Source organism: Actinoplanes sp. NPDC049802 (assembly GCF_040656595.1).
Taxonomy (GTDB): Bacteria; Actinomycetota; Actinomycetes; order Mycobacteriales; family Micromonosporaceae; genus Actinoplanes.
Genome location: NZ_JBFAMR010000006.1, coordinates 72,259 through 95,768, shown reverse-complemented (window position 1 = coordinate 95,768; position 23,510 = coordinate 72,259). Strand labels below are relative to the sequence as shown.

At 67.6% G+C, this 23,510-nt stretch carries 20 protein-coding genes and 4 tRNA genes; 21 read left to right on the top strand and 3 right to left on the bottom strand.

Annotation, left to right across the window (positions count from 1 at the left end):
• Positions 1-185: 185 nt before the first annotated feature.
• Entirely contained in the window at positions 186-1,445 is a 1,260-nt protein-coding gene (locus AB0I88_RS06440; RefSeq protein WP_361019447.1) for an IS256 family transposase, read from the top strand.
• Between the two features lie 766 nt (positions 1,446-2,211).
• Here AB0I88_RS06440 and AB0I88_RS06435 read toward each other — a convergent pair.
• Together AB0I88_RS06435 and AB0I88_RS06430 are read right to left on the bottom strand one after the other, a co-directional pair.
• Complete coding sequence (locus AB0I88_RS06435) at positions 2,212-2,769, bottom strand: Uma2 family endonuclease (RefSeq protein WP_361019150.1); 558 nt, start codon at positions 2,767-2,769, stop codon at positions 2,212-2,214.
• 408 nt (positions 2,770-3,177) lie between these two features.
• Positions 3,178-3,258, bottom strand: a tRNA-Tyr gene (locus AB0I88_RS06430).
• 148 nt (positions 3,259-3,406) lie between these two features.
• Here AB0I88_RS06430 and AB0I88_RS06425 point away from each other — a divergent pair.
• The 3 genes from AB0I88_RS06425 (at position 3,407) to AB0I88_RS06415 (ending at position 5,445) form a co-directional block, all read left to right on the top strand.
• Entirely contained in the window at positions 3,407-3,898 is a 492-nt protein-coding gene (locus tag AB0I88_RS06425) for a YajQ family cyclic di-GMP-binding protein (protein ID WP_361019147.1), read from the top strand.
• A 114-nt stretch (positions 3,899-4,012) separates the two neighbouring features.
• Positions 4,013-4,600: a LysE family translocator gene (locus AB0I88_RS06420; RefSeq protein WP_361019145.1), complete on the top strand. Its 588-nt coding sequence runs from the start codon at positions 4,013-4,015 to the stop codon at positions 4,598-4,600.
• Between the two features lie 41 nt (positions 4,601-4,641).
• On the top strand, positions 4,642-5,445 hold the full coding sequence (locus AB0I88_RS06415; RefSeq protein ID WP_361019143.1) for a sulfurtransferase: 804 nt from the start codon (positions 4,642-4,644) through the stop codon (positions 5,443-5,445).
• Between the two features lies 1 nt (position 5,446).
• Here AB0I88_RS06415 and AB0I88_RS06410 read toward each other — a convergent pair whose 3' ends face one another.
• Positions 5,447-5,758, bottom strand: a complete 312-nt coding sequence (locus AB0I88_RS06410; RefSeq protein WP_361019140.1) for a hypothetical protein — start codon at positions 5,756-5,758, stop codon at positions 5,447-5,449.
• A 254-nt stretch (positions 5,759-6,012) separates the two neighbouring features.
• Here AB0I88_RS06410 and AB0I88_RS06405 point away from each other — a divergent pair, with 254 nt between their 5' ends.
• The 17 genes from AB0I88_RS06405 (at position 6,013) to AB0I88_RS06325 (ending at position 23,423) form a co-directional block, all read left to right on the top strand.
• On the top strand, positions 6,013-6,156 hold the full coding sequence (locus tag AB0I88_RS06405) for a hypothetical protein (protein WP_361019137.1): 144 nt from the start codon (positions 6,013-6,015) through the stop codon (positions 6,154-6,156).
• A 123-nt stretch (positions 6,157-6,279) separates the two neighbouring features.
• Entirely contained in the window at positions 6,280-8,739 is a 2,460-nt protein-coding gene (locus tag AB0I88_RS06400; RefSeq protein ID WP_361019444.1) for a bifunctional diguanylate cyclase/phosphodiesterase, read from the top strand.
• Between the two features lie 95 nt (positions 8,740-8,834).
• A tRNA-Thr gene (locus AB0I88_RS06395) sits at positions 8,835-8,907 on the top strand.
• A gap of 50 nt (positions 8,908-8,957) precedes the next feature.
• Positions 8,958-9,030, top strand: a tRNA-Met gene (locus AB0I88_RS06390).
• Positions 9,031-9,139: 109 nt separating this feature from the next.
• Entirely contained in the window at positions 9,140-9,307 is a 168-nt protein-coding gene (gene rpmG / locus AB0I88_RS06385) for a 50S ribosomal protein L33 (RefSeq protein WP_014687739.1), read from the top strand.
• A gap of 136 nt (positions 9,308-9,443) precedes the next feature.
• The gene (locus tag AB0I88_RS06380; protein WP_361019135.1) at positions 9,444-9,890 is read left to right on the top strand and encodes a MaoC family dehydratase N-terminal domain-containing protein; all 447 of its coding nucleotides are present in this window, start codon (positions 9,444-9,446) and stop codon (positions 9,888-9,890) included.
• Positions 9,890-10,285, top strand: a complete 396-nt coding sequence (locus tag AB0I88_RS06375; RefSeq protein ID WP_361019132.1) for a MaoC family dehydratase — start codon at positions 9,890-9,892, stop codon at positions 10,283-10,285. Before AB0I88_RS06380 ends, AB0I88_RS06375 begins: the two co-directional genes overlap by 1 nt.
• Positions 10,286-10,366: 81 nt before the next feature.
• Positions 10,367-10,439 (top strand) — tRNA-Trp (locus tag AB0I88_RS06370).
• Positions 10,440-10,593: 154 nt separating this feature from the next.
• Positions 10,594-10,920: a preprotein translocase subunit SecE gene (gene secE, locus AB0I88_RS06365; protein WP_361019441.1), complete on the top strand. Its 327-nt coding sequence runs from the start codon at positions 10,594-10,596 to the stop codon at positions 10,918-10,920.
• Between the two features lie 46 nt (positions 10,921-10,966).
• Positions 10,967-11,677, top strand: coding sequence for a transcription termination/antitermination protein NusG (gene nusG / locus AB0I88_RS06360; RefSeq protein ID WP_361019129.1), 711 nt, complete (start codon positions 10,967-10,969; stop codon positions 11,675-11,677).
• 126 nt (positions 11,678-11,803) lie between these two features.
• Positions 11,804-12,523 (top strand): 50S ribosomal protein L1, encoded by a 720-nt coding sequence (gene rplA, locus AB0I88_RS06355; RefSeq protein WP_361019126.1) that lies wholly within the window; start codon positions 11,804-11,806, stop codon positions 12,521-12,523.
• Between the two features lie 94 nt (positions 12,524-12,617).
• Complete coding sequence (locus AB0I88_RS06350) at positions 12,618-13,433, top strand: ATP-binding cassette domain-containing protein (RefSeq protein ID WP_361019123.1); 816 nt, start codon at positions 12,618-12,620, stop codon at positions 13,431-13,433.
• Complete coding sequence (locus tag AB0I88_RS06345) at positions 13,430-14,128, top strand: hypothetical protein (protein WP_361019120.1); 699 nt, start codon at positions 13,430-13,432, stop codon at positions 14,126-14,128. Before AB0I88_RS06350 ends, AB0I88_RS06345 begins: the two co-directional genes overlap by 4 nt.
• A 296-nt stretch (positions 14,129-14,424) precedes the next feature.
• Positions 14,425-14,970 carry a 50S ribosomal protein L10 gene (rplJ, locus tag AB0I88_RS06340; protein WP_361019117.1) on the top strand — a complete coding sequence of 182 codons (546 nt, stop codon included), beginning with the start codon at positions 14,425-14,427 and terminating at the stop codon, positions 14,968-14,970.
• Positions 14,971-15,020: 50 nt separating this feature from the next.
• Positions 15,021-15,401 carry a 50S ribosomal protein L7/L12 gene (gene rplL / locus AB0I88_RS06335; protein WP_361019114.1) on the top strand — a complete coding sequence of 127 codons (381 nt, stop codon included), beginning with the start codon at positions 15,021-15,023 and terminating at the stop codon, positions 15,399-15,401.
• Between the two features lie 597 nt (positions 15,402-15,998).
• Positions 15,999-19,439 carry a DNA-directed RNA polymerase subunit beta gene (locus AB0I88_RS06330; protein ID WP_361019111.1) on the top strand — a complete coding sequence of 1,147 codons (3,441 nt, stop codon included), beginning with the start codon at positions 15,999-16,001 and terminating at the stop codon, positions 19,437-19,439.
• A 93-nt stretch (positions 19,440-19,532) separates the two neighbouring features.
• Positions 19,533-23,423, top strand: a complete 3,891-nt coding sequence (locus AB0I88_RS06325) for a DNA-directed RNA polymerase subunit beta' (RefSeq protein WP_361019108.1) — start codon at positions 19,533-19,535, stop codon at positions 23,421-23,423.
• Positions 23,424-23,510 lie beyond the last annotated feature (87 nt).

Sequence of the window (23,510 nt, the reverse complement as noted above, 5' to 3'; positions counted from 1 at the left end):
CATGGCGGCGTGATCCTGTTCGTGATGACGAGAGCAATGCTCGAAACCTGTGGATGAGCGTTGGGAGGCGTACCCTCCCGACGAGTTCCAAGCCAGGAATCGAGTAGAGCCCGCGCGCCAACGCGGGTGGGGAGGGTACGCCCGTGCTTACCGTAGTCAACCCGGACGAGCCGACGCCAGCGGCCGTGACCGAACCGGCCGTGACCAGCAGTTCCTTGATTGATGAGATCGTGCGCGACGGCGCCCGGCGGATGCTGGCCGCCGCCCTCGAAGCCGAGGTCGCCGCCTACATCGCCGCGCACGCCGGCGAGCTCGACGACAACGGCCGGCGCCTGGTGGTGCGTAATGGTCACGCCCAGCCGCGGCAGGTGCTCACCAGCGCCGGGGCGGTCGAGGTCGTGGCGCCGCGGGTCAACGACAAACGCGTCGACGAGGCCACGGGCGAACGCCGACGGTTCGCCTCGGCGATCCTGCCGGCCTGGTGCCGCAGATCGCCGCAGATCAGCGAGGTGCTGCCGCTGCTCTACCTGCACGGACTGTCGTCGTCGGATTTCGTGCCCGCCCTGCAGCAATTCCTGGGCACCAGCTCCGGGCTGTCCGCGCCCACGATCACCCGGCTCACCGCCCAGTGGCAGGACGAGGCCCGCACGTTCGCCGACCGGGACCTGTCCGGTGTCGACTACGTGTATCTGTGGGCCGACGGTGTGCACCTGAACGTGCGCCTGGACGAGGCGAAGCTGTGCCTGCTGGTGATGGTCGGCGTCCGCGTCGACGGCCGCAAGGAGCTGATCGCCCTGGCCGAGGGCTACCGCGAGTCCACCGAATCGTGGGCGGATCTGCTGCGCGACTGCAAACGCCGCGGGATGCGGGCCCCGGTCCTCGCGGTCGGTGACGGGGCGCTCGGGTTCTGGAACGCGCTGCGCGAGGTGTTCCCGACCGCTCGGGAGCAGCGCTGCTGGTTTCACAAGATCGCCAATGCCCTCGGGGCCATGCCGAAATCGGCGCATCCCGGGGCGAAGAAGGCTCTCGCGGAGATCTGGAACGCCGAGGACCGTGAGCATGCCCGCCGGGCGGTGGCCGCGTTCAAGCTGGCCTACGGCGCGAAGTTCGGCAAGGCCGTCGCGAAGGTCGTCGACGACCTCGACGAGCTCCTGGCGTTCTACGACTTCCCGGCCGAGCACTGGGTGCATCTGCGCACCACCAACCCGATCGAGTCGACCTTCGCGACCGTCCGGCACCGGACCAAGGTCACCAAGGGTCCGGGTTCGAAGGCGGCCGGGCTCGCGATGGCGTTCAAGCTGATCGAGGCCGCTCAGCAGCGGTGGCGGGCGGTCAACGCACCACACCTGGTCGCCCTCGTCCGCGCCGGCGCCCGCTTCGAACGCGGCAAACTCGTCGAACGGCCCGCGGCCGAACACGTCACGACCAAGACCGCAGCCGCCTGATCAAGATTTCTCATCCACAAGTCTTGACTATTGCTCATGACGACCGCCAGGACCATCAGGCCGGTTTCGGCGACCGCGAGGAGCAGGCTTCGCCGCCAGAGCCGCGTGGTCTCTGCGATGTCGCTGCTCCGGTGCAGTTCGACCGCGTCGATGATCGAGTAGGTGAACGCGGCCGCTGGTAGGAGCAGGATCGGCCAGCCGATGAGGGGAATGGGGCTGCCCGAGGCGGTGGAGACCACGACGCCGAACAGCACCAGCAGATAGATCCCGGCAAGGAAGATCGCCAGCTTGCCGGCGCTGCGCTGCATATCAAGTCTCGGACTGTGCACAGCGGTCCCCTCCGGTGACCGCCTGGATCCGAGGGCTGTCAACTTGGTTGGACAAGTCGGCGTCGTTCTCCTGCACCGTTCTCACCCGGTTTCGGTTCAACCGGCCGCAGCTTTGGGGGAAGAGTCGATTCTGGTGGAGACCGAGTTCAGGCAGGCAAGCGCCGTCCCGCCGGGCTTGGCCAGCCGGCGGCGTGGCCTGGCACCTGCGGCACCTGGACTCGGGTGGCCCGATCGGCCAGGAAATGCCAATCACCCCACGCAAGAGAAGACGCCGATCCAGCCGCCGGCCAGACCTTACTACCTGTACGTCGCGTGTCGAGGCCACGAGGTCGGGTGCGGGCGGTGGCCGGTCGAGGCTTAGTTGCTGCCGCGCCGCTTCGCGGCTTGCCATCGAATGGGTGGTGTCGGCGGGGCCTGGCAATGTCGGTGTCAGCGTCTCAGCGACGTACGAGGGTCCGGGTGTCGAGTTCGAACCTGAACGGGTGCTCGGAGGTCAGGCTGGCGCCGGTCTTCACGACGGTTTCCTCGACGTAGTGCTGACCGTCGAGGCGGTTGAGTCGCAGGGTCAGCGAGTCCGATGCCTCGTGCTCGACCAGGAGGTACCACCCGATGCCGGCGGCGGCGTAGAGCTGCATCGTGAGCACACGGTCCATCGCCGCGTTGCTCGGCGGAACGATCTCACCGATCAGAAGCACCCGGGAAGCGTCCGCCGTGACGTCTTTCTCGTCCACGTCCACGACGGCCAGGTCAGGAATCACGATGCGGCCGGTATGCAGCCGGACGTTGATCGCCTCATAGACGAAGAGACCGGCCGGCTCGGCGCCGTCTTCAAGTGCGTTCGCCAGGCGGCGGGAGAGGCGCTGATGGCTCATGCTCGGCGCGGGGCTCACGCCCAGGCTCCCATCGATGAGCTCGATCCGGTCCGTCGTCTCGCCGAGCGCAAAATACTCGTCCTCAGTCCATGGACCGACGTGGTCAACCACTCCCACGCTCATCGACTACGTCACCTCCAGCCGCGGCTCATAAGAAGATGCCTCCGCCCACGGTACGGCACCTCAAGCGGTACAGCGTCGCTGGAAAGCGGCACGCCGGCGTGAGAGGCACTCACCATGCCACGCGGAAGCCCCAGGGCACACCCGGATCCGACGTGCGCCCGCGCGCTTCACCTACTTAATGCAGCCCCGTCGCTTTCGCCGGTACGCAGGATGAGGTTCGCTGCCGCTCCGCGAGTCTCTGGCGGACTGTGTGAAAGACGGTCTGACCCGACCTAGCCGGGGGACAGGTGGGAGAGTGTGTTCCCGTAGAGGGTCGTAGACGGCCGGATCTTGCCGGACTCCCTAGATCACAACGAGAACGGCCCCGGACCGCGTTTCCGCTGGTACCGGGGCCGTTCTCAGAGCCTGTGGCGGGTAGAGGATTCGAACCTCTGTAGCTTTCGCGACGGATTTACAGTCCGCTCCCATTGGCCGCTCGGGCAACCCGCCTGGGCTACCGCCGCAGTTTCCCGCGGCAGCGGACACAAGAATAGCCGTACCGCGGAGCGGTTCAACAACCGGGTACGGTCGGCATGTCGCGGGCTTTCACCGGGTCCGCTGTAAGCATCGACAAGCATCCAGCAGCAGGAGTCTGATCATGGCAGCCAACCCGTCGTTCGACATCGTCAGCAAGGTCGACCGGCAGGAGGTCGACAACGCTTTCAACCAGGCGGAGAAGGAGCTCGGCACCCGGTTCGACTTCCGGGGTACGGGCACCACGCTGGCCAAGTCGGGGGAGGCGTTCACGATCACTTCCGAGACGGAGGAGCGGGCGACGGCCGCGCTCGACGTCTTCAAGGAGAAGCTGGTGAAGCGGAGCATCTCGCTGAAGAGCCTGGACGCCGGCGAGCCGCGCCAGTCCGGCAAGACTTACAAGATCGACCTGAAGGTGGTCGAGGGTATCGAGACCGACAAGGCGAAGGCGATCAGCAAGAAGATCCGGGACGAGGGTCCGAAGGGTGTGCAGGCCCAGATCCAGGGAGATCAGCTTCGGGTGACCGGCAAGAAGCGGGATGACCTGCAGGCTGTGATCGCGTTGTTGAAGCAGGAGGACTTCGGCGTAGCGCTGCAGTTCACGAATTACCGCTGACGTCGGGCGGCCCCGTGACCGGTGTCTCCGTGTCCCGGCGTGGGTTGCGGACCGAGAATCGGGGCCATGGACCTGACTGACGCTGTTCTCTCGTTCGCTCTGCTCGGCGCGCTGTTGACGATCACGCCCGGGTTGGATACGGCGCTTGTTCTGCGGGCCGCGGTCACGATGGGCCGCGGTCCGGCGTTCGCGACCGCGCTGGGCATCGGCGCGGGTGCACTGGCCTGGGGTGCGGCGGCCGCGGTGGGCGCCTCCGCTCTGCTGGCGGCGTCGAGTGTGGGTTACACGATTCTGCGGGTGGCCGGCGCCGCGTACATGATCTTCTTGGGTGTTCGGATGATCGTCGCGGCGGTGCGGCGTGGGGCCCGCGTCGAGGAGGCCGCTGCGGCGCGGGGTGTTCCGACGCTGTGGAGCACTTTCGGCCGCGGGTTTCTCACCAATCTGCTGAATCCGAAGGTGGGCGCCTTCTATCTGGCGGTCATCCCGCAGTTCGTCCCGGTGGGCGCCGACCCGCTGGCGATGGGCGTGTTGCTGGCGCTGGTTCACGACCTCGAGGGTCTGCTCTGGTTCACCGTGATCATCATGGGCGCGCAGGCGGCGCGTGGCTTCCTGGCCCGGCGCGTGGTTCGGCGTACCGTCGATGCCGGAACCGGTGCGGTCCTGCTCGGTTTCGGCGTCCGTCTGGGATTGTCGAGCCAGTAGGGCGACCGGTGAACCTGGCCAGTGGATATGGAGGCGGCTGCGTGATCGACCCGGTGGTGGACGAGTCCTGGCTGCGGGATCACCGCGTGGTCCTGGCCGATGTGCGGTGGTATCTGGACGGCCGTTCGGGCCGGGAGGCCTATGAGCGCGGTCATCTGCCCGGCGCGGTGTTCATCGATCTGGACACGGCGCTGGCCCGGCCCGCGTCGCCGGCCGAGGGCCGGCATCCGCTGCCGGATCCGGAGGTTTTCGCCGCTGCGATGGCTGCGGCCGGGATCGGCGATCAAGATCAAGTTATCGCGTACGACGATGCCGGCGGAGTGGTCGCCGCCAGGCTGGTGTGGCTGCTCCGGGCGATCGGCCATGACGCCGCGCTGTTGGACGGCGGCCTCACCGCGTACCGGGGGGATCTGAGCACGGAGGTCTCCCCGCGCCCTGCCGCGACGTTCACCGCCCGGCCGTGGCCGTCGGAGCGGCTGGCCTCGCTGGAGGAGACGGTGGCGGCGCCCGGGGTGGTGCTGGACGCGCGGGATCGTTCCCGGTTCCGTGGTGATGCCGAGCCGGTGGATCCGCGTCCCGGTCATATTCCGGGGGCCCGCAGTCTTCCGTGCCGCGACAATGTCGGCGCCGACGGCCGTTTCCTGCCGGTCGCGGAGTTGCGGGAACGGTTCGCCGCGGTCGGGGTGGACGGGTCGGGCGACGTCATCTCCTACTGCGGTTCGGGTGTGACGGCCTGCCACAACCTGATCGCCCTGGAGTACGCCGGTCTGGGCGCGGGCCGCCTGTTTCCGGGTTCCTGGTCGCAGTACGCCCACACGGATCGTCCGGCCGCCGTCGGGGACTGATTCAGTCCGGTCCGTCGGCCCACCGCTGGTGCGATTCCCAGGCGGCCTGTTTGCTGGTGCCGAGTGCGGTGCCGATGCGGGTCCAGGAGGCGCCGGCGGCCCGGGCGGAGCGGACCATGGCCTGTCGTCCGTACCCCGCCTTCCGGATGATCACCTCGCTGAGGGCGAGCATCTCGAGGGTCTCGTCGGGGGAGAGGGCGGTCTCGTTCGCCGGGTCCATGGCGGCGAGGGCGTCACGCATCCGGAGAGCGTCGTAGCGATCGGTCGCCGTGGTGAGTGTGTGCCGCCGTTCCAGTTCGTCGGGGGAGGCCATGAGCGCAGTCTTTCGTCAGGCTGTCTTGACGTCAAGTGGCCTTGACGACGAGGTGCGAGTTTGTCTCACTTCTCCGCCTAAATGGGCTATAAAGCCGTCAATTCTTCAGCAGTGGGCGGGAGGGTATGTTCAGCCGTTCGGCCAGGATTTGCCGGAGCGTCGCCACGACCCGCCGATGAACGCTGCCCGTCGCACAACTGGTGTGGCACCATCATGTGACCCCACTGATGAATCCCTGATTCGAGGAGCGAGCTATGTCTGTAAGGAAGCTGGGCGGCAGCCTCGCCGGTTTGGTTTTCGTGCTCGCGGTTGTCTTCGGTGGCATGGCCGTCGGTGACTCGACGGCCGAGGACACCAGTGCCGCCGCCGTGCAGAACACCAGCCTCGACTGGACCTGAGGCTTCATCCACGTTGACGAACCGGGGCGGTCGGTCAGCTAGAGGGGGTTCTCGGTGGTCGAGCGGTCCCCGGTTCGGAGAGCAGGCGCGCAGCGGGCGTGGTTGATCACGTACCCGCTGGTGATGTTCGCCGTCGTCTGCACCGCCGCCTTCTGGATCGCCGAGCCCCAATGGTATGAGGACTGGCCGTTAGGTCTCGCCTTCTTCGTGGCGTTCCTGTTCGCCTACCGCGTCGTCGTCAACATCGTCATCTGGCGGAGCACCTTCTCGGTCACGGTCACCGACGTCCCGCTCGTTCTCGCGCTGTTCTATCTCCCACCGGTCATGGTGATCCTGGTGGTGAGTGGCGCCAGCCTGATCCACCATCTGCGCGCGCGCTTTCCGATCACCAAATTGTCGTTCAACGTCGCCAAGTCGGCCGCCGGCAACTCCGCGGCCCTGCTGTTGCTCGCCGCTGTCTCGATGGGGGACGGCGCGGATCCGAGGACCTGGGCGGCCCTGGCCGCCGCCGTCGGGCTGACCTACCTCATCGAGCTGCTCAGCCTCGCCAGTGTGTTCAGCCTGGTGCAGAGTGTGCGCGCGGGCCGTGACGTGCTTCGCGCCGGCCTGTCCGCGGTCACCGTCACCGGCATCAACGTGGTGGTCGGCCTGATCTTCCTGGTCGCGCTGGAGGCCACCGGCTGGTCGGCGCTGCTGCTGGGCGTGCTGGTCGGCGCCCTGGTGCTGATCCTGAGGTCGTATGCGGAGTTCTTCCGCCGCCACAAGACCCTCGCCGACGTCTACGAGCTCACCCAGGCGGTGCGTGACCAGAGCGGCCGCAGCGGCCTTCCGGACGTGCTGCTCGGCCGGGTCCGCGCGCTCATGCAGTCGGAGTACGCGACGTTGTGGCTGGCCGCACAGGGCCGGCACCCCGAGGTGCTGCTCACCTCCCGGGTCGAGCACCGGGGCCTGCTGGACATCTCGCCCACTCCCGACGAGGTGCGCGACCGTGCGGTGGAGCGCCAGGCGGCGACCGCCGTCGGCCGCCGCTTCCCCGAAACCGAGGACCTGCGGCCCACACTGCGTGCGCGGAAGGTCAAGGACGTCATCGTCATCCCGCTGCGTTCCGGCCAGACCGCGATCGGCACCCTCGAGGTGGTGAACAGGCTCGGCGACGACCGGACCTTTCGGGAAGCCGACGTGCAGGTGCTCGAGACGATCGCCGCGCATGCCGCGGTCGCTGTGGAGAATTCGCGGTTGGTCGACCGGCTGCGCTATGACGCGTACCACGATCGCCTGACCGGCCTGCCCAACCGTCGCCGCGTGATCGACGCGCTCGCCGAGTCGGTCAAGGTCCGCGCCGAGGACGAGGTCGTCGCGATCATGCTGTTCGACGTCGACGGCCAGCGCAACGTCAACGAGTCGATGGGCCACGCGGCCGGCGACAAGCTGCTCGTCGAGGCCGCCGACCGGATCCGGGGCATCGCCGACCCGGGAGCCCTGGTCGGCCGGATCGGCGGGGACGAGTTCGTGGTCACCCTGCGGGCCGCGAGCATCGACGCCACGATCGAGATCGCCACCCGGATGCGGGAGCGGCTGCGCGGCCCGATGGCGGTGGGGTCGCTCACTCTGGACGTGAACACGGCGGTCGGCGTCTCGATCTACCCCGACCACGGCAGCGACCCGGAGAGCCTGCTCCAGAGAGCCGAGCTGGCGGCCAACGCGGCCAAGGTCCTGCCCTACGGTGTGCAGCCGTTCCACCCCGCTCTGGAGTCTCGCGCGGTCCGCCGCCTGGGCATCGCCGCCGACCTGCGCCGCGCGCTCGACAACGATCAGCTGGAGGTCTATTTCCAGCCGAAGGTGACGCTCGCCGACCGGCACGTGCTCGGCGTCGAGTGCTTGGCCCGCTGGGTGCATCCGGCGCACGGCGAGGTCGCCCCGGAGGATTTCGTGGCGGTCGCCGAGCACACCGGCCAGTTGGCCCGTCTCACCGAGGTCGTTCTCGTGGCCGGGCTGCGACGCTGCCGTGCGTGGACCGACGCCGAGCGGCCGCTGGCCATCGCGGTCAACCTCTCCGCCCGTACCCTTCTCGACTCGCACTTCCCGGAGCTGGTCCGGGAACTGCTGGAGGAGCACGGGGTGGATCCGGGCCGGGTCACCTTCGAGGTCTCCGAGCCGGGCATGCTGGGCGACATCGAACGGGTGCTGCCGTCGCTCTACCGGTTGCGCGATCTGGGCGTCCGCCTGAGTGTCGACGATTTCGGCACGGGAGCGTCGTCGCTGGCCTATCTACGCCAGTGGCCGGTCCACGAAGTGAAGATCGACGACAGTTTCGTGCAGGGCATGGCGACCGATTCGGGTGATCTCGCGATCGTCCGGGCGGTGATCGGCCTGTCCCGCGAGTTCGGTCTCACCGTGGTGGCCGAGGGTGTGGAGAGCGAGCTCACCCTGGAGTTGCTCGAGGAGATGGGCTGCGAGATCGGCCAGGGTTATCTGTTCAGCCGCCCCTTGCCGTACGAGCGTCTGGAGGCCTGGCTGAGCGCTCAGACGGAGCCTGAGTCCACCCCCACCGGTGAGGTCCGCCGGCTCCGAGCCGTCATCTGACCTGGCAATACTCGTGAAGGGGGGTACTGATTTCACCCCTGCCCGGCGGGCGTGTAGTCTTACTCCTGCAGCGAGCGAGTGATCGCGAGCAGCAAGCCCCCTTAGCTCAGTCGGCAGAGCGTCTCCATGGTAAGGAGAAGGTCTACGGTTCGATTCCGTAAGGGGGCTCTACCGGGTTCGTTCCGCCTCGTCAGGCGCTGAACTGATGAGCCTGGCTCGGCGGTGTAGCTCAGTCGGTAGAGCAAACGACTCATAATCGTTGTGTCGCCGGTTCAAGTCCGGCCATCGCTACTCTTCTGTGTGGAGCCCAACCGGGCCCCACTTTGCAAAGCGGCTGACCGAGCGTCTACGCTGGTTCGTCGTCCAGTAAGAATTCTCGTTAGCAGGAAGGCACCCCGCCGTGGCCAAGGCGACCGACGTCCGTCCGAAGATCACCCTGGCGTGCACGGAGTGCAAGGACCGGAACTACATCACCAAGAAGAACCGGCGTAACGACCCCGACCGCGTCGAGCTGAAGAAGTTCTGCCCGCGCGACGGGAAGCACACCCTGCACCGCGAGACCCGCTGATCTCGCTCAGCAACTGATCTTTCACTGCGCCGCCCGGAGTCACTCCGGGCGGCGCAGTGCTGTTCGTGCAGCATCCTCGATATTTTTGCACTCGTAGTGCTATTTCTCGGGGTGCTCCGGACGGTAGTTTGTGAACATGCCTCTGGACCAATCGTTCGTCGGCCGCAGCTGGCCGCCCACCGGGCCCTACCTGGTCGGTCGCGAGAAGATCCGTGAGTTCGCCCGGGCGATCGGCGCCACCGACGCGGCGTACCACGACCCCGAAGCGGCCCGCGCTCTCGGATACGCCGACGTGGTGGCCCCGCCCACCTTCCCGGTCGCGATCACCATGTCGGCCAGCCGTGAGGTCGTCGCCGACCCCGCGCTCGGCATTGACTACAGCCGGGTCGTCCACGGCGACCAGCGGTTCGCCTACAGCCGTCCGGTCGTCGCCGGTGACGCGCTGGTCTGCGTCAACACGGTGGAGGAGATCATCAGCCGGGGCGGGCACGAGTTCCTCACCACCCGCACCGACGTGACCACCGAGGCGGGCGAGCCCGTCGTGACCGTCTGGTCGAAACTCGTCGTGCGAGGAGAGGGCTGATGGCCGCGGAGCTGGCACCGCAGACCTTCCGGGTCACCCGGGCCGATCTGGTCCGCTACGCGGGCGCCTCGGGGGATTTCAACCCGATCCACTGGAGCGACCGGATCGCGACCGGCGTCGGTCTGCCCGGCGTCATCGCGCACGGCATGTTCACGATGGCGCTGGTGGGCCGCGCCGTCACGGTGTGGGCCGGCGCCCCGGACGCGGTCGTCGAGTTCGGCGTGCGGTTCAGCCGCCCCGTCCCGGTGCCCGACACCGACGAGGGGACCGAGGTCGTGGTGTCCGCCACCGTGAAGGAGGTCACCGATGAGGGGCACACTCGGCTGAGCCTGACCGCCACCTGCAACGGAGACAAGGTACTGTCCATGGCACAGGCGCTCATCAGGAAGCGGTAGAGCCCGGGTTGGGATAACGCCGGGCGTACCGGTACAGTGGTGCGCCGTGGGGCTGTGAGTCGCAAGACAGCAGTCTCGCAAAGGGGTGTAGCTCAATTGGCAGAGCAGCGGTCTCCAAAACCGCAGGCTGCAGGTTCAAGTCCTGTCACCCCTGCGCAATCCTCCTCGACGTGCCCGCCCGGTGCGCGGTTCGCACAAATTCCGCGTCCGGTCGAGCGCTGACGGGAAATCAGTACCACCGACGACGGAAGTAGGGCGAAGTGGCCGAGAAGGACCGGCCCGGTGACGACGTCCCGGGCGACGACGAGCTGCTCGCCGCCGCCGCCGGTGGCGATGTTCCGGACGACAACGCCGATGACGCACTGGTGACCGCCGGTGGTGGCACCGCGGTGGCCGAGCGGAGCGACTCGGAGAGCACCAAGGCCAAGAAGTCGGGCCGGCGTTCGGGTCTGTTCGGCCGGGTGGGCGGCTTCTTCCGTGAGGTCGTCAGCGAGCTTCGCAAGGTCATCTGGCCGACCCGCAAGGAACTCCTCACCTACACCGGCGTGGTGATCGTCTTCGTGGTGATCATGACTACCATCGTGGCCGGCCTGGACTACGGGTTCGGCAAGGTGATCCTCTGGGCGCTCGGCTGAGTCCGGCGATCTGCGAACCGAAGACTTTTTCTGGAAGTGAGCGAGCGTGCCTGAGTACGACGACGAGACCGCGCAGTTTGCTGACGAGCAGTCGTCGCTGGAGACCGAGGAGTCGGTAGAGGTGGCCGAGCCGGTCGAGGCCCAGGCGCCCGAGGCCGACGAGGACTACGACCCCGTCAAGGAGCTGCGGCAGAAGCTGCGCTACGCCCCCGGCGACTGGTACGTGGTGCACTCCTACGCGGGCTACGAGAACAAGGTCAAGACCAACCTCGAGACCCGGATCACGAGCCTCGACATGGAGGACTTCATCTTCCAGGTCGAGGTGCCGACCCGCGAAGAGGTCGAGGTCAAGAACGGCAAGCGCAACCAGGTGCAGGCCAAGGTCTTCCCCGGCTACATCCTGGTCCGGATGGATCTGACCCCCGAGTCGTATTCCTGCGTGCGCAACACGCCCGGGGTGACCGGCTTCGTGGGTGCCACCGACCGGGTCGACCGGCCGGCTCCGCTCTCGCTCGACGAGGTGCTGAAGTGGCTGGCCCCGGCCGTCCAGGCCGAGGAGAAGAAGGCGAAGCCCGAGGTCAAGGTCCTCGACTTCGAGGTGGGCGACTCGGTCACCGTCACCGACGGCGCGTTCGCCTCGCTGCCGGCGTCGATCAGCGAGATCAACGCCGACCAGCAGAAGCTCAAGGTCCTGGTGTCGATCTTCGGCCGGGAGACCCCGGTCGAGCTGAACTTCAACCAGGTCACCAAGATCTGACTCTCGGGCCTCGAGGTCAGGTCACCAAGATCTGATCGCCGGAGCCCCGGCGATGTCAGTGGGAGGGGCCGCGCGCCGCGGAAGGCGCACCAGCGGCCCCGCCATCAACCACAGGAGCATTGAGAAATGGCACAGCGCAGCAAGGCGTACCGCGCCGCCGTCGAGAAGATCGACGCCAACAAGCTCTACGAGCCGAAGGACGCGGTCGCTCTCGCCAAGGAGACCGGCTCGGCCAAGTTCGACGCCACCGTCGAGGTCGCGATGCGTCTCGGCGTCGACCCGCGTAAGGCCGACCAGATGGTCCGCGGCACCGTCAACCTGCCGCACGGCACCGGCAAGACCGCCCGCGTCATCGTGTTCGCCCAGGGCGCGAAGGCCGAGGAGGCCGTCGCGGCCGGCGCCGACGAGGTCGGCACCGACGAGCTCGTCGCCCGGATCCAGGGTGGCTGGCTGGACTTCGACGCCGCGATCGCGACGCCGGACCAGATGGCCAAGATCGGCCGGATCGCCCGGATCCTCGGCCCGCGTGGCCTCATGCCGAACCCGAAGACCGGCACCGTCACCATGGACGTGACCAAGGCCGTCAACGAGATCAAGGGCGGCAAGATCACCTTCCGGGTGGACAAGCACTCTAACCTGCACCTGATCATCGGCAAGGCGTCCTTCACGCCGGAGCAGCTGATCGACAACTACGGCGCGGTCCTCGACGAGGTCCTCCGCTCGAAGCCGTCGGCCGCCAAGGGCAAGTACCTGAAGAAGGTCACCATCACCACCACGATGGGCCCCGGCATCCAGGTCGACCCGAACGTGCAGAAGAACCTGCGCGGCTCGGACGCCAACGCCTGACGGTCGCATCCTCCGAAATCCCCCGGGACATCCCGGGGGATTTCGCGTTTCCCGGGCCTGCGTCGGATCCGGTCTCTGTGGCAGGCTTCCGCCCGTGCGTTTCGACAAAGTCTGGTTCCGGTACGCCCGACGCGCCCCCTGGACGCTCGAAGACATCGACGCCGCCGTCGAACCGGGACAGACGATAGTGGTGCTGGGCCGCAACGGCGCCGGCAAGTCGACGCTGCTGCAACTCGCCGCGGGGGTGCTGCGCCCGTCCCGGGGCACGGTCCGCGGCCGGCCTCGAGTGATCGGCTGGGTGCCCGAGCGGTTCCCGGCCGCCCAACCGTTCACCACCAGCGACTACCTGCGGTCGATGGCCCGGGTCCGTGGACTGCCCACCGGCAGCGCCGACCGGTGGATCGAGCGTCTCGGCCTGACCGCGCACACCGGGACGCCGCTGCCGGACCTCTCCAAGGGCACCGCCCAGAAGGTCGGCCTCGTCCAGGCTCTGCTGACCCCGCCCGGCCTGCTCGTCCTGGACGAACCGTGGGAGGGCCTCGACGCCCCGTCCCGTGAGCTGATCCCACAGATCGTGGCCGAGGTCACCGCGGCCGGCGGGGCGGTCCTGGTCAGCGACCATCGTGGCGAGATCGCCAACCTGCCGGGCGCGGTCCACTGGACCGTCAGCGGCCATGGGCTGCGGCACACCGTCGAGCCGGCGCCGGAAACGGCCGACGAGGTGGTGATCGAGGTGGCGGTGCGGCGGCACGAGGCCGCGTCGGCGGTGGACCGGCTCCGTGCCTCCGGTCACCGTGTCCTCGGCGTCCGGGAGCGAGACCCCGCCGGGGTACGCGAAACGGTGTCCTCGTCGGAGCCGGACGCTTCGGGCGTACCCGGAATCGAAGGCGCCGAGAGGGAGGGGCGATGATCGCGCTGGCCCGCATGCGCCTCGCCGGTTTTCTTCGCGGTGGCCGCGCCCTGGCGCCGCTGATCACCGTGCTGGCGACCCTGTCCGTGATCTACGGTGGTGGTTCGTCGCTCGCGGCGAACGCCTACGGCTACTCGGCGGTCTGCCTGTTCCCGATTCTGGCCTGGCTCACCAAGCTGCTGCTCGACACCGAACCGGACGCTCAGCGCCGCCTGGCCCGCCTCGCGGTAGGACCGTTCCGGGAGGGCGCCGCCGGCCTGCTCGCCGCCGTGATTCTCGCCTCAGTCGTCTGCGTGCTGGCGATGATCACCCCGTGGCTGTTCAACGCCATCGAGCCGCCTCGCCCCGGCAGCCCGGAGCCGTCGACGCAGACCGGCGTCCTGCTCGGCGTCCTGGCGCACCTGCTGGCGATCGCCGCCGCCGTGACGCTGGGCGCCCTGTCCGGCCGTGCCGTCACCCGGCGCATCCTGCCCGGCGTCGCGGTCCTGGTGAGCGGCTCGATCCTGGCCATCGTGCTCGGCCTGAGCGGCTCGGTTGCGCCGTGGCTGGTGCCGCCGGTGATGGCCACCGCCCGGGCGCTGAGCGGCGATCGGGCCCCGGCCGCGACGACCCTGCTGGAACTGGTCGTCTGGACGGTCCTGTGGTGTGCCGTGGCGCTGGCCGGGTATGCCCGACTACGCCGTGCGCGGTCCTGACGCGCCCCGGCGGAACCGGGCAGGAGGGGGCCGATTTGGTGTTGCGGGGCGGCGCGCGTACGCTGGCATCTCGAAGTTCCACCCATAGACCGCTGGTCGCCGCAGCGACCGTCATCTCGACGGACGTCGCGGCCGAAGGTCCCGTTGAAGGCGGGCGACCCGCGTAGGGCGAACGGTTCGTGATCGTCGACCGCGTGTGAGCGTGTGTTCGAGTCCGCCCCGTGCCCTGCGCCCGGGGCGTTTTGCTTTGTACGGACCCTCTCGACCAGTGGCTGAAGCACTGAGAGAGGAGGGACATGGCGGACAAGCCGGTCCGGGCCGACAAGGCTTCGGCCGTTGCCGAACTCACGGACCACTTCCGTGCGTCGGCGGCCACCGTGTTGACCGAATACCGCGGCCTCACCGTTAAGGAGCTCACCGAGCTCCGGCGGTCGCTGGGCGGCGAGAACAAGTACGCCGTCGCCAAGAACACGCTCGCGAAGCGTGCCGCGGCCGACGCGGGTATCGAGGGTCTCGACGCGCTGTTCACCGGTCCTACCGCGCTCGCCTTCGTTAACGGTGACGTGGTCGAGGCGGCCAAGGGCCTTCGTGCCTTCGCCAAGGCCCACCCCGTTCTCGTCATCAAGGGCGGTGTCTTCGAGGGCAAGGCCATCACGGCGGACGAGGTCAACAAGCTTGCTGACCTCGAGTCCCGTGAGGTGCTGCTGGCCAAGCTGGCCGGCGCCATGAAGGCGAACCTCAGCAAGGCCGCTGCCACGTTCCAGGCGCCCCTCACCAAGACGGTGCGCACGGTCGAGGCTCTGCGGGCGCAGCGCGAGCAGGCCGGTTCCGCCGAGGCCTGAGGCCTCGCGTGAACCGTTAAACGTCAAAGTTCTTAGGAAAGGTTGCCATCATGGCGAAGATCAGCACCGAAGACCTGCTCGAGGCCTTCAAGGAGATGACCCTCATCGAGCTCTCCGAGTTCGTGAAGGAGTTCGAGAACGTCTTCGACGTCAAGGCTGCCGCGCCGGTCGCCGTTGCTGCCGCCCCGGGTGCCGCCCCGGCCGAGGCCGAGCCCGAGAAGGACTCGTTCGACGTTGTCCTCGAGGGCGACGGTGGCAAGAAGATCCAGGTCATCAAGGTCGTGCGTGAGCTGACCGGCCTGGGCCTCAAGGAGGCCAAGGACGCCGTCGAGTCCGCCCCCAAGGCGATCCTCGAGGGTGTCAACAAGGAGAAGGCCGAGGCCGCCAAGGCCAAGCTCGAGGGCGAGGGCGCCAAGGTCACCCTCAAGTGATCTAGCGCTCCACAGTGTCATCCGTCGATGGCGGGGATCCGTTCCGGGTCTCCGCCATCGCCGTTTCCCCGGCGTCCGCGCAGCTCAGCGATGTGTCGGCGAGCCGCCTGCGCAGAAGGCGGCAAAGACTGCCAAAGCTCGCTATCCATGCGTTAGGGTCCCTTTGGTGCGCCAGGCGGATGACCGCGGCCGTCCGACCCGCGGCACAGCCCTTGACTGTGTGTCGGCGGACAGGCACGCTGGCATCAGCAAGTTTCCGCGCTTGCGACAGCCGCCCGCTGGGTAACGGATCTACTGCCGATACCTGTCGGACTGGCACCAGAGGGTTTGTTGCCGCGTTTCCGAGCGGCCCCGTCCCGGCGTTGACCGCACCTGCGCAGGTCAGCCGCGACGGCGGCTTGTTCCGCAGGCCACCTCGGGTGTGGGCTGGACAGCGGTTAGCCAAGCGGCTACACTGCTAGTTTGCGCTGCCTTCTGTCTTGATGCCTCTCGGGATATCCATGTGGATAACTTCCCGGGGGCTCATTGGAGTGCACGCAGACCAGTTGCATCAGCAACTCAGCCGCATAGCAGCACCGGTCCTCGGAAGGACGCATCTTGGCAGCTTCCCGCCCTGCGAAGACCAGCCGTACGTCGAGCGCTTACGCACCCCGCCGGGTCTCTTTCGGCCGGATCACCGAGCAGCTAGAGGTCCCCAACCTCCTCGCACTCCAGACCGAGTCCTTCGACTGGCTGGTCGGCAATGAGGCTTGGCAGGCCCGGACGACGGACGACCCGCACGCCCACTCGGGCCTCGCAGAGATCCTCGAAGAGATCAGTCCCATTGAGGACTTCTCCGGCACCATGTCGCTGTCCTTCTCGTCTCCGCGTTTCGACGAGGTCAAGGCCTCGATCGAGGAGTGCAAGGAGAAGGACCTGACCTACTGTGCCCCGCTGTTCGTGACCGCGGAGTTCACCAACAACACGACTGGTGAGATCAAGAGCCAGACCGTGTTCATGGGCGACTTCCCGATGATGACCCCCAAGGGGACGTTCGTCATCAACGGCACCGAGCGGGTCGTGGTGAGTCAGCTCGTCCGTTCGCCGGGCGTGTACTTCACCAAGGAGCCGGACAAGACCTCCGACCGCGACCTCACCAGCGTCAAGGTCATCCCGAGCCGGGGTGCCTGGCTGGAGTTCGACATCGACAAGCGCGACACGGTCGGTGTCCGTATCGACCGTAAGCGCCGGCAGGCCGTCACGGTCCTCCTCAAGGCGATCGGCTGGTCCGCCGACCAGATCCGTGAGCGCTTCGGCTGGTCCGAGCTGCTCATGACGACGCTGGAGAAGGACCACATCGCCGGGCAGGACGAGGCTCTGCTCGACATCTACCGCAAGCTGCGCCCGGGAGAGCCCCCCACCCGGGAGAACGCGCAGACCCTGCTCGACAACCTCTTCTTCAACCCGAAGAGGTACGACGTCGCCAAGGTCGGCCGGTACAAGTTCAACAAGAAGCTCGAGATCGACGTCCCGATCGTCCGGGGCACGCTGACCGAGGAAGACATCGTCCGCACCGTCGAGTACCTGTGCCGGCTGCACGCCGGTGAGGACGGTTACGAGGCCGACGACATCGACCACTTCGGCAACCGGCGTCTCCGCACCGTCGGCGAGCTCATCCAGAACCAGGTCCGCGTGGGCCTCTCCCGGATGGAGCGCGTCGTCCGTGAGCGGATGACGACCCAGGACGTCGAGGCGATCACGCCGCAGACCCTGATCAACATCCGGCCCGTCGTGGCCGCGATCAAGGAGTTCTTCGGCACCTCGCAGCTGTCGCAGTTCATGGACCAGACCAACCCGCTGGCGGGCCTGACCCACCGGCGCCGGCTGAGCGCGCTCGGCCCGGGCGGTCTGAGCCGTGAGCGGGCCGGCTTCGAGGTCCGTGACGTGCACCCGTCCCACTACGGCCGGATGTGCCCGATCGAGACCCCTGAGGGGCCGAACATCGGTCTGATCGGCGCGCTCTCGACGTTCGCGCGGGTCAACCCGTTCGGCTTCATCGAGACGCCGTACCGGAAGGTCGACAACGGTGTGGTCAGCGACGAGGTGCACTACCTCACCGCTGACGAGGAAGACCGGTTCATCAAGGCCCAGGCGAACGCCGTGCTGTCGAGCGACGGCACCTTCGCCGAGGACCGCGTCCTGGTCCGCCGTAAGGGCGGTGAGGTCGACTACGTGCCCGGCACGGAGGTCGACTACATGGACGTCTCGCCGCGGCAGATGACCTCCGTCGCGACCGCGATGATCCCCTTCCTCGAGCACGACGACGCCAACCGTGCCCTCATGGGCGCGAACATGCAGCGTCAGGCCGTGCCGCTGGTCAAGGCCGAGTCGCCGCTGGTCGGCACGGGTATGGAGTACCGCGCCGCGGTCGACGCCGGTGACGTGGTCGTCGCCGAGGTCGCCGGTGTGGTCGAGGACCTGTGCGCCGACTACGTGACGGTGCACCAGGACGACGGCCACCGGCGTACCTACCTGCTGCACAAGTTCCGTCGCTCGAACGCCGGCTCCTGCGTCAACCAGAAGCCGGTCGTCTTCGAGGGGGACCGGGTCGAGGCCGGCCAGGTCATCGCCGACGGCCCCTGCACCGACGAGGGCGAGATGGCGCTCGGGCGCAACCTGCTCGTCGCCTTCATGTGCTGGGAAGGCCACAACTACGAGGACGCGATCATCCTGTCGCAGCGCCTCGTGCAGCAGGACGTCCTCACCTCGATCCACATCGAGGAGCACGAGGTCGACGCCCGCGACACCAAGCTGGGCCCGGAGGAGATCACCCGCGACATCCCCAACGTCAGCGAGGAGATGCTCGCTGACCTGGACGAGCGCGGCATCATCCGGATCGGCGCCGAGGTCGTTCCGGGCGACATCCTGGTCGGCAAGGTCACGCCCAAGGGCGAGACCGAGCTGACCCCCGAGGAGCGCCTGCTCCGCGCCATCTTCGGTGAGAAGGCCCGGGAGGTCCGGGACACCTCGCTGAAGGTTCCGCACGGCGAGACCGGCACGGTCATCGGCGTCCGGACGTTCTCCCGCGAGGACGGCGACGAGCTGCCCCCGGGTGTCAACGAGCTGGTCCGGGTCTACGTCGCGCAGAAGCGGAAGATCCAGGACGGTGACAAGCTCGCCGGCCGGCACGGCAACAAGGGCGTCATCTCCAAGATCCTGCCGGTCGAGGACATGCCGTTCCTGGAGGACGGCACCCCGGTCGACATCGTGCTCAACCCGCTGGGCGTGCCCTCGCGTATGAACATCGGCCAGGTCCTGGAGACCCACCTCGGGTGGATCGCCAAGACCGGTTGGTCGGTGGAGGGCGAGGACGAGGAGTGGAAGCGTCAGCTTCGCTCGATCGAGGCCCACGAGTCTCCCGCCGACAGCAACGTCGCGACCCCGGTCTTCGACGGCGCCCAGGAGGAGGAGATCAAGGGTCTGCTCGAGTCGACGCTGGTCAACCGCGACGGCAAGCGGCTGGTCAACGGCGACGGCAAGGCGCAGCTGTTCGACGGCCGCTCCGGCGAGCCGCTGCCGGACCCGATCTCGGTCGGGTACGTCTACATCCTCAAGCTGAACCACCTGGTCGACGACAAGATCCACGCTCGGTCGACCGGCCCGTACTCGATGATCACGCAGCAGCCGCTGGGTGGTAAGGCGCAGTTCGGTGGCCAGCGGTTCGGCGAGATGGAGTGCTGGGCCATGCAGGCCTACGGGGCGGCGTACGCCCTGCAGGAACTGCTCACCATCAAGTCCGACGACGTCCTGGGCCGAGTGAAGGTCTACGAGGCCATCGTCAAGGGCGAGAACATCCCGGAGCCGGGAATCCCGGAGTCGTTCAAGGTGCTTCTCAAGGAGCTTCAGTCGCTGTGCCTGAACGTTGAGGTGCTCTCCAGCGACGGTGTGGCCCTGGAGATGCGCGAGACCGACGACGAGGTCTTCCGGGCCGCGGAGGAACTCGGTATCGACCTGTCCCGTCGCCCGAACGAGGGCGTCAGCAGCGTCGAAGAGATCTGACGGAAGCGGCCCCGGGTCTCCGTCAGGAGAACCGGGGCCGCCACCCGCCGGCCTTGAATTCACCCGAGCAACGAAACACGAGGGATAGTCCAAGTGCTCGACGTCAACTTCTTCGACGAGTTGCGTATCGGCCTGGCGACTGCTGACGACATCCGGCAGTGGTCGCACGGCGAGGTCAAGAAGCCCGAGACGATCAACTACCGCACCCTCAAGCCGGAGAAGGACGGACTCTTCTGCGAGAAGATCTTCGGTCCGCAGCGGGACTGGGAGTGCTACTGCGGTAAGTACAAGCGTGTCCGGTTCAAGGGCATCATCTGTGAGCGCTGCGGCGTCGAGGTGACCCGGTCCAAGGTCCGCCGTGAGCGGATGGGCCACATCGAGCTGGCCGCCTCCGTCACCCACATCTGGTACTTCAAGGGTGTCCCCAGCCGGCTCGGCTACCTGCTCGACCTGGCTCCCAAGGACCTCGAGAAGATCATCTACTTCGCCTCGTACGTGGTCACGAGCGTGGACGCCGAGGCGCGTCACCGCGACATGTCCACCATCGAGAACGAGATCTTCGCCGAGAAGCGCCAGTCCGAGAACGGCCGCGACTCCGAGATCGAGAAGCGTGCCGCCAAGCTGGAGCAGGACCTCGCCGAGCTCGAGGCCGAGGGTGCCAAGGCCGATGTGCGCCGCAAGGTCAAGGAAGCCGGCGAGCGCGAGATGCGCCAGATCCGGGACAAGGCGCAGCGCGAGATCGACCGCCTCGACGAGGTGCTCGACACCTTCCGCAAGCTCGACTCCAAGCAGCTGGTCACCGACGAGCTGCTCTACCGCGAGCTGCGTGACCGCTTCGGTGAGTACTTCACCGGTGGCATGGGCGCCGAGGCCATCAAGGCCCTGCTCGAGAACATGGACCTGGACGCCGAGGCGGAGAACCTCCGGGAGATCATCCGCACCGGCAAGGGCCAGCGGAAGATCCGGGCGCTCAAGCGGCTCAAGGTCGTGGCGGCGTTCCTGAACACGCGCAACTCGCCGCTCGGCATGGTCCTGGACTGCGTCCCGGTCATCCCGCCGGACCTGCGCCCGATGGTGCAGCTCGACGGTGGCCGCTTCGCGACCTCCGACCTGAACGACCTGTACCGCCGGGTCATCAACCGGAACAACCGCCTCAAGCGACTGATCGACCTGGGCGCGCCCGAGATCATCGTGAACAACGAGAAGCGGATGCTCCAGGAGGCCGTCGACGCGCTGTTCGACAACGGCCGTCGTGGCCGGCCGGTCACCGGTCCGGGTAACCGCCCGCTGAAGTCGCTCTCCGACATGCTCAAGGGCAAGCAGGGCCGGTTCCGTCAGAACCTGCTCGGCAAGCGGGTCGACTACTCCGGTCGTTCCGTCATCGTCGTCGGCCCCCGGCTCAAGCTGCACCAGTGCGGCCTGCCGAAGCAGATGGCGCTGGAGCTGTTCAAGCCGTTCGTGATGAAGCGCCTGGTGGACCTCAACCACGCGCAGAACATCAAGTCCGCCAAGCGGATGGTCGAGCGGCAGCGCCCGGTCGTGTGGGACGTCCTCGAAGAGGTCATCTCCGAGCACCCGGTTCTGCTGAACCGTGCTCCGACCCTGCACCGCCTGGGCATCCAGGCCTTCGAGCCGCAGCTGGTCGAGGGCAAGGCGATCCAGATCCACCCGCTCGTCTGCACCGCGTTCAACGCGGACTTCGACGGTGACCAGATGGCGGTCCACGTGCCGCTGTCGGCCGAGGCGCAGGCCGAGGCGCGGATCCTGATGCTGTCGTCGAACAACATCCTCAAGCCGGCCGACGGCAAGCCGGTCACCATGCCCACCCAGGACATGGTCATCGGCCTGTACCACCTGACCCACCTGACGGCGGGCGCGAAGGGCGAGGGCCGGGTGTTCAGCTCGGACGCCGAGGCCCGGATGGCGTACGACAACGGTGAGCTGCACCTGCAGGCGCCCGTGAAGATCCGGCTCCGGAACGTCATCGGGGTGGACAACGGCGCCAAGGGCGCGGCCTGGGTCGCGCCGGAGGAGTGGGTCGAGGGTGACCCGGTGCTGGTCGAGACCACGCTGGGCCGCGTCATCTTCAACGAGACGCTGCCCCCGGGCTACCGGTACGTGAACTACGAGATCCGCAAGGGTCAGCTGTCGGCGATCGTCAACGACCTCGCCGAGCGCTTCCCCAAGGTCGCCCTGGCCGCGACCCTGGACGCGCTCAAGGAGGCCGGCTTCCACTGGGCCACCTGGTCCGGCGTGACGATCGGCATGGGCGACGTCATCGGTCCCCCGCGCAAGCCGGAGATCCTCGCTCGGTACCAGGTCGAGGCGGACCGCATCGACAAGCAGTACCAGCGTGGTCTGATGACCGGTGAGGAGCGCCGCGGCGAGCTCATCGAGATCTGGACCAAGGCGACCAACGAGATCTCCAAGGAGATGGAGACCGCGCTGCCGCAGGAGAACCCGCTCTGGGTCATGATCAACTCCGGCGCTCGCGGTAACCTCCTCCAGCTCCGGCAGATCGCCGCGATCCGTGGTCTGGTGGCCAACCCCAAGGGCGAGATCATCCCGCGCCCGATCACCTCGTCGTACCGTGAGGGTCTGACCGTTCTGGAGTACTTCATCTCCACGCACGGCGCCCGTAAGGGTCTGGCGGACACCGCCCTGCGTACCGCCGACTCGGGTTACCTGACCCGTCGTCTGGTGGACGTCTCGCAGGACGTGATCATCCGCGAGGAGGACTGCGGCACCGAGCGCGCGATCCCGATGCAGGTGGGCGAGCGCGAAGCGGACGGCACCCTGGTCGTGCACGTGCACGCCGAGACCGGTGTGCACGCCCGTACGCTGGCCGACGACATCGACGACGCCAACGGCAACCGCGTGGTGTCGCGTGGTGACGACCTCAACTCGATCCTGGTCGACAAGCTGGTCGCGGCCGGCGTCGAGACGGTCCGGGTGCGCAGCGTCCTCACCTGTGAGTCGAAGCTCGGCGTGTGCGCGGCCTGCTACGGCCGTTCGCTGCCGACCGGCAAGGCGGTCGACATCGGCGAGGCCGTCGGCATCATCGCGGCCCAGTCCATCGGTGAGCCCGGCACGCAGCTGACGATGCGTACCTTCCACACCGGTGGTGTCGCGGGTGAGGACATCACCCAGGGTCTGCCGCGTGTGCAGGAGATCTTCGAGGCTCGTGTGCCCAAGGGCAAGGCGCCCATCGCCGACACCCCGGGACGCGTCCGCATCGAGGACGGCGAGCGCTCGCGGAAGATCATCGTGGTGCCGGACGACGGCAGCGACGAGATCGTCTACGACAAGATCTCGAAGCGGGTCAAGCTCCGCGCCCACGACGGCGAGCACGTCGACGTCGGCGAGAAGCTCACCGAGGGCACCATCGACCCGCACGAGCTGCTGCGCATCATGGGCCCGCGCGCGGTCCAGGTCCACCTGACCAGTGAGGTCCAGGAGGTCTACCGCTCGCAGGGTGTGCTCATCCACGACAAGCACATCGAGATCATCATCCGCCAGATGCTCAAGCGGGTGACGGTCATCGACTCCGGCGCGACCGAGTTCCTGCCGGGTGTGCTGGTCGACCGGGCGCTCTTCGAGTCGGAGAACCGCCGGCTCGTGGGCGAGGGTGGCGAGCCCGCCGCCGGCCGTCCGGTGCTGATGGGTATCACCAAGGCTTCGCTGGCGACCGACTCCTGGCTCTCGGCGGCCTCCTTCCAGGAGACCACCCGGGTGCTCACCGACGCTGCGATCAACTCGCGCAGCGACTCGCTGGTGGGCCTCAAGGAGAACGTCATCATCGGTAAGCTCATCCCGGCCGGTACCGGTATCTCCAAGTACCGCAACATCCGGGTCGAGCCGACCGAGGAGGCCAAGGCCAAGGTGTACTCGATGACCGGGTACCCGGAGACCGACTACGGCTTCGGGCCGGCCAGCGGGCAGGCTGTGCCGCTGGACGACTTCGACTTCGGGTCGTACCGCTAAGGGTTTCTCCACATGGGGCGGTCGCGTGATGCGCGGCCGCCCCATGGGCGTTTCTAGGATGGTGGCGTGACGCTTCCCGTAGTGCCC